The organism is Jatrophihabitans sp. GAS493 (assembly GCF_900230215.1).
In the GTDB taxonomy this organism is placed as follows: domain Bacteria; phylum Actinomycetota; class Actinomycetes; order Mycobacteriales; family Jatrophihabitantaceae; genus MT45.
Genome location: NZ_LT907982.1, coordinates 4,407,094 through 4,421,820 on the forward strand (window position 1 = coordinate 4,407,094; position 14,727 = coordinate 4,421,820).

Annotated in this window: 14 protein-coding genes; 11 read left to right on the forward strand and 3 right to left on the reverse strand. The window is 66.3% G+C overall.

The annotated features are described in order from the left end of the window. Positions 1 to 19 precede the first annotated feature (19 nt). Positions 20 to 682, reverse strand: a complete 663-nt coding sequence (locus CPH63_RS20210; RefSeq protein ID WP_096304551.1) for a cysteine hydrolase family protein — start codon at positions 680 to 682, stop codon at positions 20 to 22. Between the two features lie 131 nt (positions 683 to 813). Between CPH63_RS20210 and CPH63_RS20215 the strand changes: the two genes are divergently transcribed. From CPH63_RS20215 to CPH63_RS20260, 11 genes are all read left to right on the forward strand, one after another. Further along, positions 814 to 1,680: an NAD(P)-dependent oxidoreductase gene (locus CPH63_RS20215; RefSeq protein ID WP_096304552.1), complete on the forward strand. Its 867-nt coding sequence runs from the start codon at positions 814 to 816 to the stop codon at positions 1,678 to 1,680. Between the two features lie 110 nt (positions 1,681 to 1,790). Continuing rightward, a complete protein-coding gene (locus tag CPH63_RS22635) occupies positions 1,791 to 2,414 on the forward strand; it encodes a hypothetical protein (RefSeq protein WP_172892248.1) in 624 nt (207 codons plus the stop codon). Continuing rightward, positions 2,315 to 3,253 (forward strand): HNH endonuclease signature motif containing protein, encoded by a 939-nt coding sequence (locus tag CPH63_RS22640; protein WP_172892249.1) that lies wholly within the window; start codon positions 2,315 to 2,317, stop codon positions 3,251 to 3,253. Before CPH63_RS22635 ends, CPH63_RS22640 begins: the two co-directional genes overlap by 100 nt. Positions 3,254 to 3,393: 140 nt before the next feature. After that, positions 3,394 to 3,828, forward strand: coding sequence for a hypothetical protein (locus CPH63_RS20225; RefSeq protein ID WP_096304554.1), 435 nt, complete (start codon positions 3,394 to 3,396; stop codon positions 3,826 to 3,828). A 182-nt stretch (positions 3,829 to 4,010) separates the two neighbouring features. Continuing rightward, on the forward strand, positions 4,011 to 4,667 hold the full coding sequence (locus tag CPH63_RS20230; protein ID WP_241895745.1) for a response regulator transcription factor: 657 nt from the start codon (positions 4,011 to 4,013) through the stop codon (positions 4,665 to 4,667). A 4-nt stretch (positions 4,668 to 4,671) separates the two neighbouring features. Further along, complete coding sequence (locus tag CPH63_RS20235) at positions 4,672 to 5,913, forward strand: sensor histidine kinase (RefSeq protein ID WP_096304556.1); 1,242 nt, start codon at positions 4,672 to 4,674, stop codon at positions 5,911 to 5,913. A gap of 145 nt (positions 5,914 to 6,058) precedes the next feature. Next, positions 6,059 to 6,541: a DUF1453 domain-containing protein gene (locus CPH63_RS20240; RefSeq protein WP_096304557.1), complete on the forward strand. Its 483-nt coding sequence runs from the start codon at positions 6,059 to 6,061 to the stop codon at positions 6,539 to 6,541. Positions 6,542 to 6,608: 67 nt separating this feature from the next. Further along, complete coding sequence (locus CPH63_RS20245) at positions 6,609 to 9,308, forward strand: LuxR C-terminal-related transcriptional regulator (RefSeq protein WP_096304558.1); 2,700 nt, start codon at positions 6,609 to 6,611, stop codon at positions 9,306 to 9,308. Between the two features lie 90 nt (positions 9,309 to 9,398). Then, complete coding sequence (locus CPH63_RS20250) at positions 9,399 to 9,716, forward strand: hypothetical protein (protein ID WP_096304559.1); 318 nt, start codon at positions 9,399 to 9,401, stop codon at positions 9,714 to 9,716. Then, positions 9,713 to 10,510 carry a DUF4386 domain-containing protein gene (locus tag CPH63_RS20255; RefSeq protein ID WP_197704465.1) on the forward strand — a complete coding sequence of 266 codons (798 nt, stop codon included), beginning with the start codon at positions 9,713 to 9,715 and terminating at the stop codon, positions 10,508 to 10,510. The genes CPH63_RS20250 and CPH63_RS20255 overlap by 4 nt, the downstream gene beginning before the upstream one ends. A gap of 73 nt (positions 10,511 to 10,583) precedes the next feature. Continuing rightward, positions 10,584 to 11,309 carry an alpha/beta fold hydrolase gene (locus tag CPH63_RS20260; protein ID WP_096304561.1) on the forward strand — a complete coding sequence of 242 codons (726 nt, stop codon included), beginning with the start codon at positions 10,584 to 10,586 and terminating at the stop codon, positions 11,307 to 11,309. Positions 11,310 to 11,361: 52 nt separating this feature from the next. On the opposite strand, the gene CPH63_RS22475 is transcribed toward CPH63_RS20260, so the two are convergent. Together CPH63_RS22475 and CPH63_RS20265 are read right to left on the reverse strand one after the other, a co-directional pair. Next, positions 11,362 to 11,514: a hypothetical protein gene (locus tag CPH63_RS22475; RefSeq protein WP_157749678.1), complete on the reverse strand. Its 153-nt coding sequence runs from the start codon at positions 11,512 to 11,514 to the stop codon at positions 11,362 to 11,364. 264 nt (positions 11,515 to 11,778) lie between these two features. After that, entirely contained in the window at positions 11,779 to 14,679 is a 2,901-nt protein-coding gene (locus CPH63_RS20265; protein ID WP_096304562.1) for an IPT/TIG domain-containing protein, read from the reverse strand. Positions 14,680 to 14,727 lie beyond the last annotated feature (48 nt).

Here is a 14,727-nt window from a genome sequence, read left to right on the forward strand (position 1 = left end):
CGGCCGGCCCGGACTCTGCCTATTCTTTAGTCTTTGTCTTGTTTGGCGACGACTTCCAAACCTCGGCGATCTCGCCGCCGGTGGCACAGACTCCGAAGCACTGCCGCATCGTGGCCAGCGTGGCCGCGGTCGTCTCAGCGTCGGCACCGCCGGTCAGGTCTTCTCCGAAGACGACGTAATAGTCGAGAAAGTATGCATGACGGGCCGTGGAGTCGACGCAGACATGGGTCGCGACGCCGGTGATGACGACCGTCCGAATTTCCCTCGCCTGCAGAATGGCGTGCAGATCAGTCTCAAAGAATGCGTCGAAGCGATGTTTGATGACGACCGGCTCCCCCGGCAATGGTTCGAAGCCGGGGTAAGGCTCAAAGCCCTGGGTGCCGTGTTGGCAGTAGGGTTCCCGCCCATGCCGCACTAAACGCTCCCACATCGGCCCGCTCATATGCTGCGGTGCGTAGTCGGCGTGTACGTGCGCGACCATCACTCCGGCGTCGCGGGCGGCAGTGAGCAGATCACCCAGCCGCGACGCCACCCCTGCGGCGTCGGAGATGTTCTGCCCGATCCGATCGGAGAAGAAGCCGGGGAGCGTGAACTCCTGCTGCATGTCGATGACGATCACCGCCGTGTGGCGCGGGTCGAGCTTCTCCTCGGCGGTCAGTAACAGGTCGCGCGGCGCAGTCACGGTCGGTTCCTCTCTGCGTCTGGTGTCTCGCGTCTGGTGTCGTACGTCTGGACAGCCATGGCAGGCTGGTTCTCGCGAGGTGCTCGTCACTGCTAGCCATGACGATCCACGATACGGACAGGAGTCCAGGCATGCCGCATGTTGTCGTCACCGGTGGATCCGGAAAGCTCGGCCGCGCCTGCGTGGCCGACCTGGTCCAGCACGGCTGGCAGGTCATTGTCTTCGACCGCCTACGATCCCCGGAGTTGAGCGAGGGCGTTATCCTCACGCCGGTCGACCTGACCGACTACGCCGCCGTCCTGGACGGGATGCTCGGCGTCGAAGAGCGCTTCGACCACGTGGATGCCGTTGTGCACCTCGCGGCGATTCCCGCTCCGGGCATCGTCGGTGATCATGCGACTTTCGCCAACAATATGAACGCATCCTTCAACGTGATCTCCGCGGCGCGGCGGGCCGGCGTCAAGAACATCGTCTGGGCCTCCAGTGAGACGGTGTTGGGGCTGCCCTTCGACGCTCCCCCGCCCTACCTGCCGGTCGACGAGGAGTACGCGCCGCGGCCGGAGAGCACCTACTCGCTGACGAAGACTCTCGAAGAGGCGATGGCGGTGCAGCTGTGCCGATGGGACCCGACCCTGAAGATGATCGGACTGCGCTTCTCGAATGTGATGGAACCCGAGGACTACGAGTTGTTCCCGTCGTATGACCTGGACGCGTCGCTGCGCAAGTGGAATCTCTGGGGCTATATCGACGCTCGCGACGGTGCTCAGGCGATCCGCCGAGCCTTGGAGTATGAGCGCCCCGGAGCGGAGGTCTTCATCATCGCGAACGCCGACACCGTGATGAGCCGCTCTAACGCGTCGCTCGTTGCCGAGGTGTTCCCGGACGTCGAGATCCGCGGAGACCTCGGTGAGCACGACACGTTGCTGTCGATCGAGAAGGCACGACGCGTGTTGGGCTACCAGCCGCAACACAGCTGGCGCGCACGTACTGGCGGCTGAGCTGGCGCGCGTTCACCATGAGCTGAATCATCCGGGTTTTGTTCGGTTTTGCCTCTGGATTGATCGGTTGATCGATCTTTTTGTCGTACCTCACCGCTACGGTTCTGGGTATGGGAGGAACACCGCGCGACGAGACGGATGATGGGGCTGCTGTGCGGGTTCCGTCGTTTGCCGATGCGGTGATGTTTCCCGATGGTGTGGCTGCGTGGTTGGCCTCGCATGAGCCGGGTCCTGAGACGGGGGCGTTGTTGGGGGTGCTGGACCCGGAACGGCTGACCCATGCTGGGCGGGTGGACCTGTTGGTCGCGGTCCGCCGTCAGCAGGCCTGGTTCGCCGCGACCGAAGCCGGCCTGTTGGCGTCGATCAGTGCTCATGCGGCGGAGCTATCCCCGGTGCCGGAGTTGGCGTTCGAAGCCGCGGAGGCGGACGTGTCGTGTGCGCTGCAGATCCCGCCGCGGACAGCCGGATTCGCGTTGGACCACGCCGTGACCCTGGTCAACCGGATCCCGACCACGCATCGGTTGCTGTTGGAGGGGCGGACGACACTGCGGCACGCGATGACCCTCACGGTGCCATCACCAACATCAGCGACGACCGGATCGCCTCCCAGGTCGAGGACGCGGTGCTACCGCAGGTGGGGCATCAGACGCCGACCCAGTTCACCGGCACCGTCCGCCGCGCCGTCGCCAAGTTCAACCCGACCACAGATCAGAAACGCCACGAAGACGCGGTGAAGGAGCGCCGGGTCGCCAGGTTCGCTCATGACGACGGGATGGCCGCGATCTGGGCCTACCTCCCCGCCGACGCCGCGGACGCGGTGCTGGTCGCCGTCAACGCCGTCGCCGACCAGTCGAAAGCTCAGGCCCCCGGTGATGGGCGGACCGCCGACCAACGCCGAGCTGATGCGTTCCTGAACATCGCCCTGCGGGCGTTGAACGATCCGGGGCTGCCGAAAGCCCACGGCCTGCGACCCAGCGTTCACGTCACCGTCTCCGCAACCACCCTGTTGGGCTTGGATGAGTTGCCGGGGGACCTCGACGGGTACGGCCCGATCCCCGCCGCCCTGGCCCGACGCATCGCCGCCGACCCCACCGGCACCTGGCGCCGCCTGATCACCGACCCACTGTCCGGCACCCTCCTCGACCGCGGCCGCAGCACCTACACACCACCCCGCGACCTCACCGAACACGTCATCACCCGAGACCGGACCTGCGCCTTCCCCACCTGCACCCGACCCGCTCGCCGCTGCGATCTCGACCACCGCATCCCGTATCCCACCGGCTGCACAAGCGCCTGCAACCTCAACGCCCTCTGCCGCCGACACCACCGCCTCAAACACCAACTCGGCTGGAACATCACCCACCGCGACACCCACGGCAACTACCACTGGAGCACCCCAACCGGCCACCACTACAAATCCATCACCCCACCGCTGAGCGACCCCGACCCACCCGACCCACCCGACGACCCCGACGCACCCGACGCACCCGACGCACCCGACGCACCCGACGATGCGGACCCGGGCCCTAGCAACTCCAGGCCGCCGGAGAGTCCGACAACCGACCAGACATAGGCGCCCGACCAGTCATAAGAATGGGGATCGAAGCTGGCGGGGTGGGTCACGCTCTACTGTGACCTCACCAGGCTCGGTTGGCTTCCGTTGGCCGCAGGGCGGATCGCGACTCCAGCGGCTGCGGTCGCTAGGCTCACGGCATGATCGCTCGGAACGGGGGCGCACTCCGCCTAGGGCTGATCGCGCCCGCCGATCTGATCGACGTCTTCGTCTACGTCACGGTGCTCAACCTGGCCGCCGAGTTCGTGCCCAACGTGATCGCGGAGAGCTTCTCGGTCTCCCTGCTCACCGCGGTCATGCTGAAACTTGTACTCGAAGTCGTGGTCTGGGTGAAGAGCCGCGTGAAGCGGCGCATCCGCCAGGCCGACACACCACTGGGCAAGGTCGCCGGCGGCGTAGCACTCTGGGTGGTCCTGGTCGGTAGCAAGTTCGTCGTGCTGGAATTGGAGAGCCTCATCTTCGGCGACGCGGTGAGTCTCGGTGGATTCTTCTCGGTGACGCTGCTGATCCTGACGCTGCTCATTTCCCGCGCAGGGGTTCGTCTCCTGCTGGCGATCGACGATCCGGCGAAATAGGTGGAGCAGTGGAGAAGATGGATCGATGTCGGTTCGGCCATTCGCCACTGAGAGCTGAGAACATGATGTTGGGCGTGCCAATCGGCGAGACGAACCCCGCCCGACATTGTTCCGCCCGACATTGTTCCGCCCGACATGATCCCGCCGACGCGATCGTGCCGAGGCGAAACCGAGGAGAGCACGTGACGAGAAGCGGGTACACGCAGCCACTCATCACCGCCGTCGTCATCGACGACCATCCATTCTTCCGCGACGGGGTCACCCGTGGGCTCACTCAGAGCGGTCGGATCAAGGTCCTCGGTGAGGCCGACGGCGGGCGGTCCGGGCTCGAGCTCATCCGACGTGAGACCCCGGACGTGGCCGTCGTCGACTACCAGATGCCCGACCTCAACGGGATCGAAGTCGTCCGCATCGCCGCCCGAGATTCCCTCGTGACCCGCATCCTGCTCCTGTCGGCGGTCACCGACCCGGCCGTCGTCTACGAGGCCGTCCAGGAAGGAGCCGCGGGATATCTGAGCAAAGACGCCAAGCGCTCCGAGATCGTCGAAGCGGTTACACGCGTCGCCGCCGGCGACACCGTCGTCCCACCAGAATTGGCAGCCGGACTCGTCAACCAGATCCGGATGCGCAAAAGCAGCGATGTCCCGGTCCTGAGCGAACGCGAACGGCAGGTGCTGGAAGGCTTCGCCCGCGGTCTGTCGATTCCGCAGCTCGCGGCTGAGCTCTACATCGGCGTCAGCACGGTGAAGACCCATACGCAGCGCCTCTACCAGAAACTCGGTGTCTCCGATCGGGCCGCAGCCGTCGCCGCCGCCATGCGCCTCGGCCTTCTCGACTAGAAACATGGACGACCGCTCCGCGCTGAGTCGCCTGGCCGGCCAGCGCGACCTGCACGACATCCTCCTCGAACACGCCCTGCGCGGACTGCGCATCCAAGTACTCCTACGCATCGTCCTCGCCCTCTTCGTCGTGCTCGTCGTGGTCATCGAACCGCCGGCCAATGACGCCGCCGCGTGCTATCTCATCGCCGCGCTCTACGCCGTCTGGGCCGGCGCCGGCCTACTGGTCGTCGGTCACGGCGGCGAAGGTACCGCGCGTTTCGCCTGGCTCGCCCTCTTCGTCGACCTCATCGCCATCGGCACCCTGACCGTCGTGGCCAGCGACTCAGACCAGCAGAGCTGGACGGCCGACATCCTGGTCAACGGCCTGATCCTGATACCGCTGCTCGCCGCCACCCAACTTCGGCCGATGGTCTGTGCGCTCGTGGCCGGACCGACGGTGCTGGTCTACCTCGGGGCCAGCGCCGCCGCGAGGCAAGCCAACACTGAGCCATGGGCCTCCGTGCTGCTCCGCACGCTGGTCGTCGCCGGGCTGGCCGCCGGCTGCGTGCTTCTCTCCCGCGTGCAGCGCTCCCGCGTGCTGACGATCGGTGCACTCGCCACCGATCGGGCCCGGCTGCTGTCGGAGGTTATGCAGATCGAGGAGCGGAACCGACGCGAACTCGCCGAGAACCTGCACGACGGAGTGCTGCAGTACCTGCTCGCCGCTCGTCAGGACCTCGAGGAGGCACAAGGCAGCGGCGACGACGAATCCTTCGAACGGGTCGAGTGGGCTCTCACCGAGTCTTCCCGGCTGCTGCGCTCGACCATGACCGAACTCCATCCAGCCGTGCTGAAGCAGGCCGGGCTACCGTCGGCACTGCGCGAACTGGCCCAGACGATCGGCTCGCGGGGCGGTATCGAGGTCACCGTGGACACCAGTGAATGGCCGATAACGCAGGATCCCGCGGTCGACGCCGTGCTCTTCACCGCCGCTCGCGAACTGCTGACCAACGTCGTCAAGCACGCCCGGGCCACCCGAGCGAGCGTCGCCATCGCGGCCGAGGAGGGGAGCGCGCGTCTGGAGGTCACCGACGACGGCCAAGGAGTTCAGTCGGCCCAACTAGCGCAGAGCCTGGCCGACGGGCACATCGGGGTCGCCTCGCAGCGCGCCCGAATCGAAGCGCTCGGGGGCCGCTTCACCCTGCGGCCGGCCGACTCGCGGGGAACCATCGCCGAGGTAGAGATCCCACTGCCACCTCGTTGACCGAGCGCATCGGAAGCCTGCGGTGTCCCCCAATCGGGGGAACGGCACATCAACCACTCCATCCTCCAGCTGGCCGACCTTAAGCCCGCCGGCTTGCGACGAAGCTACTGAGTAGCAAACATTCGCGCAGACAAAGGAGAAAGCCATGACCCCCACCGACCTTCTCGTGGTAGCCGCCCTCGTCGGATACGCCATCTACCGACAGACCCGTATCAACGAGATCACCGGCCACAGCCGCTTCAAGCTCGCCATCATCTACAGCGTCATCGGCATCTGCCTGGGTGTGCACGTCGCCCACACACCGGCCGCCGTCGGCCTGCTTCTCGTCGGCCTGGCGGCCAGCCTCGGCATCGGATACCTGCGCGGCCGTAAGACGCGGATGTGGTCGATCGGCGCGAAGACGTATAGCCAGGGCACCACGCTCACGGTCGGCCTCTTCCTCGGTCTGGTCGCCTTCAAGTTCCTCCTCGGCACGGTCGCCTACCTGACGCACACGCCGTACGAGAGCGGAATCGGCAGCATTCTGTTGATGATCGGCCTGATGCTCGCCGTGCAGGCCGAGCTGATCTGGCGCCGCGCGCAGGCCATACAGACTGAACCGGCTCTGGTCTTCGCCGCCGCCCACTGACCGCCATCGCCGTGCGCCCCGGACGACTCACGTCTCCGGGGCGCAGGGCGCATATCCTTCCTACATAATGGATAGCCCCTTGGTCGAGACCAAGCTCCACATTCCGCAGTCGAGGCCGACGACAGTGCCTCGGCCCCACCTGCTGGAGCGATTGAGTCACGGCGCCGAGTCGCGGCTGATCCTGATCTCGGCTCCCGCGGGCTTCGGAAAGACGACACTCCTCGCCGAATGGATGACCGACCGCACTGATCTCCGCGTGGCCTGGGTATCGCTCGAGGCGAATGACCAGCACGAGCCTGAGTTCTGGTCCTACGTCGTCACCGCCCTTCACCGCGCGGTCCCAGTGGTGGGTTCTACATCGCTTGCCCTACTGAAGTCAGGCGCATCGCTCGAGGCCGTCCTCACCACGCTGGTCAATGAACTCAGCACGGCACCGGAGCAGATCATCCTGGTCCTCGACGACTACCACCTCGTCGATGGGCCGGATCTCCAAGTCGGCATGGCATTTCTGCTTGATCATCTCCCGGCCCAGGCGCACCTGGTGATCAGCTCCCGGGCCGATCCGGCGCTGCCGCTGGCTCGCCTCCGGGCCCGCGGTGAGCTGCTGGAGGTACGGGCGGCCGACCTGCGCTTCACCCTCGACGAGGTATCGGCATACCTCAACGAGATCATCGGACTCGACCTCTCCGCAGATGCGATAGCGACGCTGGAAGGGCGGACCGAAGGGTGGATCGCTGCCCTCCAACTGGCGGCCATCTCACTACAGGGACGAAGCGATGTCACGGATTTCATCGCTGGATTCGCCGGCGACGATCGCTTCGTGGTCGACTACCTCGCCGAGGAGGTACTGGAACGTCAACCCGATCAGGTACGAGCCTTTCTCCTCCAGACGTCGATTCTGGACCGGCTGAACGGCTCGCTCTGCGACGCCGTCACCGGCCGGTCGGGTGGCAAGGTGATGCTGGAGGCGCTGGACCACGCGAACCTCTTCGTCATCGGACTCGACGACAACCGTCGCTGGTACCGCTACCACCACCTCTTCGCCGATGTCCTGCACGCGTACCTGCTGGACGAGCATGCGGCCGAGGTGGCCGAACTGCACAGCCGAGCCAGCCGTTGGTATGCCGAGAATGATCAACAATCTCTAGCGATTCGCCACGCCGTGGCCGCCGGTGACGTCGACCGCGCCGCGGCGCTGATCGAGTTGGCGCTACCGGCGCTTCGCCGTGACCGGCATGAGTCGACGGTCCTGAGCTGGCTCGACGACATTCCCGACGACGTGGTGCGTCTGCGCCCAGTGCTGGCGGTCGGCTTTATCGGCGCGTTGATGGCCGGCAACCAGTTCGACGACATTGACCGCAGGCTGCAGGAGGTCGAGGAATGCCTGCAGACGCCACCGGCGGGAACGGTCGTGGTTGATCAAGCCGAACTGGTCCGGCTTCCGGGAGCCATCGAGACCTTTCGGGCCGCGCTATCGCTCGGAAGGGGCGATCCGATCGCCACCGTCCGTCACGCGCGTCTGGGCATCGAGCGGGCGGCCGACGGCGACCACCTCATTCGGGCCGCGGCATCGGGCATTCTCGGACTCGCGCTCTGGAGCGGCGGCGACCTGGAGGGCGCACACCAGGCCTACTCCGTCTGCGTCGAAGGTCTGCAGCGAGCCGGGCACATCTCCGATATCTTCGGCTGCTCCATCACGCTGGCCGACATTCGCCTCACTCAGGGTCGGCTCGGCGACGCGCAGCGCAGCTACGAATGGGCGCTGCAGTTGTCGCCTCCCGGCGGCGGATCCGTTCTCCGCGGAACGGCCGACATGTACGTCGGGCTGAGCCAGATTGCCGTCGAGCGTGATGATCTGCCCGCCGCCGCCGCCCAGCTAGCCCGAGCTGAGGAGCTGGGCGAGCAGGGTGGACTGCCTCAGAACGCGTATCGCTTTCGGGCCGCGCTGGCTCGTCTGCGTCACGCCGAAGGCGACCTCGCCGGTGCGCTAACGCTGCTCGAAGCGGCTGAGCGCGTCTACGTCGGAGACTTCTCCCCCAATGTGCGACCGCTCGCGGCCTCGAAGGCGCGCGTCCTGGCGGAGCTCGGGAGAGTCGACGAAGCCCACACCTGGGCTCGCGAGCACGCAGTCACAGCTGGGGACGATCTCGCGTACGCGCGCGAATTCGAGCACATCACCCTGGCTCGCGTGCTGCTGAGCCCGTCCCCGTGGCAGTCTCCGCAGCAGCGGCCAGCGGCAGACGAAGCCGTCGCTCTACTCGACCGTCTCGCCGAAGAGGCCGCCACTGGCGGGCGAACCGGCAACCTCATCGAGATCCGTGTACTGCAGGCCATCGCCCACCAGGCCATGCAGGATCTACCCACTGCTCTCCTACGTCTGGAGCAGGCGCTTTCGCTGGCCGAACCGGAGGGATACGTACGCGTCTTCGCCGACGAGGGGGCGTCGATGACTCTGCTTCTGAAGGCGATCGCAAAGCGGCGCCCTCACGCCGGTTATGTCCGTCGACTCCTCGAATCTCACGCTGGGGGTGTCCCCGCCAAACTGTCGAGCACCCTCGTGGATCCACTGAGCGACCGCGAACTCGACATCCTCCGTCTCCTCACGAGCGACCTCACCGGCCCCGACATAGCCCGTCACCTCAGCATTTCGCTCAACACCGTCCGAACGCACACCAGGAACATCTTCACCAAACTCGGGGTGACCAGCCGCCGAGCCGCAGTACGACGGGCGTCTGAGCTCGGCCTGCTGTCGCGCCACCCAACGTAGGCGTCGCGGCGGTCTGGAATAGCAGAATAGCTACGGAAATCACCAGATGTGGTGAGGACCGCTCACCATCTTTGCTCCTAGCTTTCAGTCATGAGCGAGACATCTGATGCAACCGGCACCAGCAGCGGCACCGGCAGCGATGGCGGGCAGTACGACATCCACCTCCGAGGCCATCTCGACTCCCGCTGGAGCGCGTGGTTCGACGGGCTGACGCTGACCCAGTTGCCTGACGGCAGCACGGTCATCCAGGCGGACCTACCCGACCAGGCGGCCCTGCACGGCCTGCTTCGACGGGTCAACGACCTCGGTGTGCCGCTCATCGCAGTGACTCGGGCTCAGACCGGCAATTCAAGCCCAGCAACCACCACAAGCCCAGCAACCACCACAACAAAAAGGAGCACCCGATGACAAGCACCACGACCCTCCGGCCTGTCGGCCGGCTACGACGCATGTCCAGCCTGCGCAGAATCTCGTTGGCCGGCGGACTGCTCTACTTGATCACCTTCATCGCCTCGCTGCCGGCGTTGAAGCTCTATGCCGACGTCGTCAACCAGAATGATTACATCAGCACGGCTGGCAGTAACACGCCGCTGCTGTGGGGCGCCTGGCTGGAGATCATCACCGCGATCGCCGGCATCGGAACCGCTGTCGTGCTCTACCCGGTCACCAAACGGGTTAGCGCGACCGCGGCGATCGGATTTGTGACCTCCCGAGTGGTCGAGGCGGCCCTCATCGGTGTCGGAGTGGTCAGCCTGCTGGCCATCGTCACGCTGCGACACGAGTTCGCCGCGTCCACGGGAGCGCAGCGAGATGCGCTTGAGGTAACGGGTCGGGCGTTGGTCGCCGTGCGGCAGTGGACCTTCCTGGTCGGGCCGGGCCTCATCGCCGGTGTGAACGGTCTCTTCCTCGGCTACGTCATGTACCGCTCGCGCCTCGTCCCGCGGATCATCCCGACGATCGGACTCATCGGCGCGCCGCTCATCCTCGTCTCCGCTACCGCGACCATCTTCGGAGTCTGGGATCAGCTCTCCGTGGCCGGGGCAGTGTTCGGCTTCCCAGTCGCCGCTTGGGAGCTCAGCTTGGGAATGTGGCTGACTTTCAAGGGATTCCGGCCGACGACGCTAACCCTCGACACCGTGGTTGCGCCGGACACGTTCGGCTCGGTCATCGACTCCGCTCCCGAGGCGATAGCCATCGGTTGATCGGCGCCGGCCGACGGATTCACCCGTAGTCTGGGGTCAACCCCAATGCACCACCAACCGCAGTAGGAGCCAGATGTCAAAACCAACGATTGTCCTCGTCCACGGAGCATGGGCGGACGGGTCCAGCTGGAACGCCGTCGCCTCAGAACTGCAGAGCCAGGGATTCACGGTTCTCACCCCGCCGAACCTGCTGCGCGGTGCCTCTGACGCCGACTACATCTCCTCGTTCCTGGCTCAGCGAACGAGCGGTCCAGTCGTACTCGTCGGCCACTCCTACGGTGGTTTCGTGATCACCAACGCCGCCGCCGGCGGCGGTGACGTGAAGGCCCTGGTCTTCGTCGACGCCTTCATCCCCGAGGTCGGCGAGATCGTCTTCCAGATCCTCGGTGGCTCCGGATCGGCGTTGGACGTCCCGGATCCAACGGCTGTCCTCGACGTCGTCGGCTACCCGGGCGGCCCGGAGGGTGACGCCGAGGCGTTCCTCAAGCCGGAGACCGTGCACAACTCCTTTGCCCAGGACCTACCGGAGGCTGACCGCTGGCTGATCGTGCAGAGCCAGCGGCCGATCACGCTGAGCGCCAATACGACACCGTCGGCCACCGCAGCCTGGAAGACGCTGCCCAGCTGGGCCGTCGTCGGCACCGAGGACAAGGTGATCCCGCCGGCCACCCAGCGCAGCATGGCCGAGCGGGCCGGCGCGACGATCACCGAGGTCGCCGGATCGCACGTCTCGATGGTCTCGCACCCGCAGGCAACAATCGACGCCATCCTGGCCGCGGTGGCCGCGACCAGCGACTAGCCCGTTCTCTTTCAGCTGCGCGGCGGCCCGACTTCGTTCGGGCGCCGTGCAGCTAGGAGGACTTCGCGGCCAGAACGTCATGCAGAATGTTGATCCTTCGCTGCAGATAGCGCGTCTGCGACGCAAACCACGCCGGTGCCCAGAACCAGGTGGTGAAGATACCGACGCGGGTCGGGGAACCGACCAGGCTATGCGCGGAGTTCACTCGCTTCGCGGTACGGGCCAACCCAATCAACCGTAAATCGGGACTAGCTGCGACCACCACTGGCCATCGGCCGGCACCTCGGCTCGCAGCACCGCCCCGAGTTCTTTGTTGATCCGCGAGTACCACACGCAGTAGTAGATACCGAACGTGTTGATGGCCAACCACCAGAGGCCCCACGCTCCCTGTTTGCGAACGGTCGCCGCGCTTGCCCCCGCGCTTTGCTGAGCTCCAGCCGACGCAGCGAACGGCGGGGCAGCAAAGTTTCTAACCTTCGGTCAGACGAGCGCTCACGAGAGTCGGCCCGGCCGCGTTTATCAGGGCCGTGACGTCGCCACAATGCATGAACGGTTTCAGCGTTGCCTTGCCGGTCAACCCGGCCGCTTCAGCCCCGTGCAACGTCAGTGCCGCCGGCGCGGCGGACTGACAAGTCTGCGGGTTCGATAGCAACGGCAAGATTCCGAGCAGCCGCAGTGACGTGATGGTCGCGGAGACCGGTGCGCTCACTGACCACACGCCACCCGTGACGTTGCCGGTGGGAGCGCCGATGCCGAGTTTGGCGCTACCGGTGAGTGGAATGAAGCCGAAGAGTGAGTAGCTGAAATTGAATGACGCCGAAGTGGCGGATCCACTGACGCTGCCAGCACCCGTGGTCTTGAGAATCGTCACGGCGGTGGGCAACGAAGTTGACTGACCGCCCAGCCCAACCGTGACCCGAACGGCGAACGTGTGTAGGCCGGCCGTCGGCGTGGGAGTCGGTGTCGGTGTCGGTGTCGGCGTCGGTGTCGGCGTCGGTGTCGGTGTCGGCGTGGGTGTCGGTGTCGGCGTGGGTGTCGGTGTCGGCGTGGGTGTCGGTGTCGGTGTCGGCGTGGGTGTCGGTGTGGGAGTTCCACCGCAGCCCGGGGTCAGCCCCGTGTCGATAACACTGATCGCATCGACCAACGGCCCGCGAATACCCGGCGTGGTGCTGGCCAACGTCAGCCGCGAAGGGCCCGGGGTGCAGACGGTCGTCGCCACCGATTCGGCGGTCCAGGCGAGCGCGCCACTACTGGTGCGCGCCGCCGTCACCGAGAAGGGGCTCGTCTGGCCGCCGAAGTCGACATCCATCGTCTTCACCAGCGGATCGCCGTTGGGATTGCCGGCCAACTCGAATCGCACCAAGTACGTATGGCCGATCTGAGTGGTGATGTCCTGGTACAGCGAGGTCTGCGTGGTGTCGGTGTTGTCATTTCCTTCCAGGTCGAGGAACTGCGTCCCCTCAGCCGCCGCATCAGCGCTCGGGCCGACGACGTCCACGCTGCTGCCGTCGTTCATGTGCCAGTTCAGGCCGAGTTCGGCGACATCGACCGCGTCGACGGTCTGGAAGGAGCTGACCTGCAGCGCGGTCGGCGGCTCGAAGCCGCCGCCGGAGACCAGCGTGCCGGCCGGCAGCGTCACCGGCCCGATGGGGCCAGCGGCATAGGTGTAGCGATCAGCCGGCACCGTCAGCGAGCGGCCGGTGGGATTGACGGCGGTGACATCGACGGTGCCACTGCCACCAGGAGCGGTGACGGTGCACTGGGTCGTCGAACAGGAACCCGACGTTGCGGCGGTGGCGCCGAAATCGACCTCGGTCACGTCGGCGAGCCCGAATCCGGTGATCGTCACGATCGTCTTGCCGGCGGCTGGCCCGCTCTGCGGGCTCACGGTGCTCACGACCGGGACGGCAGCCACGAAGGTGAAGCGATCCGCGCTGCTGGCGACCGAGGTGCCGGCCCCGGTGGTGACAGTGACGTCGACGGCTCCGCTACCACCCGGCGAGGTGGCGGTGCAGGAGGTCGCGCTACAGGTGAAGGAGTCGGCCGGCGTGCCACCGAAGGACACGGCGGTGGCGCCGCTGAAGTTGGTCCCGCTGATCGTCACCGCGGTACCGCCGCCGGCCGGTCCAGTGGCCGGACTGACGCCGGTTACCGCCGGCGGCGTGGCGCTGAGAATCGCGGAGTATCCGGCGATGTCATCGGCAACAGTGGCCGGAAGGGCTGACATCACCCGCGGCAGCAGTGGCCCGCTGTTGGCCGCCGGATCGACTTGCAGCGCTTCGCCGGCGACCTGGGCGATGGTGTCGTCCGAGGCGCCGATCTTCTTCAGATAGGCCGCGACCCCTGGGTCGATTCCGGAATCGGCCACCGCGTCCTGCGCGTCGGAGAGCTGGGCGGCGGTGAGGGCGGGGTTGAAGCCGGCGTGTTGCAGCGCGGCGATGGCCGCCGCCCGCTTCGCCGCGTCCTGCTTCAGCAGCTCGACGATGGCATCGATGTCAGCGTTGGCCGCATCCAACTGCTTGACCCGCCAGCTCTCGACGCCCGCATCGGCCGCCCCGCTGGCCCGGTCGATCGACATGCTGAACGCGTTGGTGTATCCGAGCTCCGCGCCGAGCAGCGAGAGGTAGGCGTTGACGGCCGCCACGTCGGCCGGGTCGGTCATGGCCCCACCGACGGCGAGCTGTCCGACGTCGACCGCCGCGGTCGATGGAAGCTCCGTGTAGTTGGGATCAGGGGGGTCGGCGCTGACGTTGCCCCATTGCGCCGCCATGATCCCGGCTGAGCCGCCGAGCACGCCGTAGAGCAGTCCAACGCTCACCGCACCCGCGAGACCGCCCGAGCCGACGAGGATGATTCCGGCTGCAGCGACTGCCGCGGCGATCGTGAGTACACCGGTGATCGTCCAGAATTCATTGGAGATTTTCGCGGCGGCGGCCTTCTGGTCCGGGGTCAGCTGCGGCGTCTTGGGCGGGGCGATGACCGCGAAGACCAACGTCGGCGAGTTGACGACCGTGTTTCCCAGCCCGTCACTGGACCACTCGACGTAGGCGCTGTAGGTCCCGGAGGCGGTGACCGGAACGTGGAACACCGCGGTGTGATTCGAGGTGCCGGCCGGGTAGTCGGCCTGCCCCAACGGGTTCCCGGGTCCGTCAATATGCAGGATCGCCTCGGCGAAGCTCTTCGGAGGCGTGAAGTGAGCGGACGCCACAATGGTGACCTCGATGCCGTGTCCGCCGGCCTGGGCGAAGGGGCCATTCACAATTGGCTTCTTCGGATCGATGACCAATCCGGCCGCGCTGCTCACCGACACTCCGCTGAGCACGATTGCGGTCGCGAGACCGAGAACGAGTGCTGTCGACTTGAACGCCACTGGACCTCCAGCAGTAGCTAGTTCCGAGATCTGAAGCAGGTACGAGGC

What these genes read in the sequence shown, in the direction of transcription:
- CPH63_RS20215 (WP_096304552.1), top strand. Translation starts at nt 814, where the DNA reads ATGCCGCATGTTGTCGTCACCGGTGGATCCGGAAAGCTCGGCCGCGCC.
- CPH63_RS22635 (WP_172892248.1), top strand. Translation starts at nt 1,791, where the DNA reads ATGGGAGGAACACCGCGCGACGAGACGGATGATGGGGCTGCTGTGCGG.
- CPH63_RS20225 (WP_096304554.1), top strand. Translation starts at nt 3,394, where the DNA reads ATGATCGCTCGGAACGGGGGCGCACTCCGCCTAGGGCTGATCGCGCCC.
- CPH63_RS20235 (WP_096304556.1), top strand. Translation starts at nt 4,672, where the DNA reads ATGGACGACCGCTCCGCGCTGAGTCGCCTGGCCGGCCAGCGCGACCTG.
- CPH63_RS20240 (WP_096304557.1), top strand. Translation starts at nt 6,059, where the DNA reads ATGACCCCCACCGACCTTCTCGTGGTAGCCGCCCTCGTCGGATACGCC.
- CPH63_RS20245 (WP_096304558.1), top strand. Translation starts at nt 6,609, where the DNA reads ATGGATAGCCCCTTGGTCGAGACCAAGCTCCACATTCCGCAGTCGAGG.
- CPH63_RS20250 (WP_096304559.1), top strand. Translation starts at nt 9,399, where the DNA reads ATGAGCGAGACATCTGATGCAACCGGCACCAGCAGCGGCACCGGCAGC.
- CPH63_RS20255 (WP_197704465.1), top strand. Translation starts at nt 9,713, where the DNA reads ATGACAAGCACCACGACCCTCCGGCCTGTCGGCCGGCTACGACGCATG.
- CPH63_RS20260 (WP_096304561.1), top strand. Translation starts at nt 10,584, where the DNA reads ATGTCAAAACCAACGATTGTCCTCGTCCACGGAGCATGGGCGGACGGG.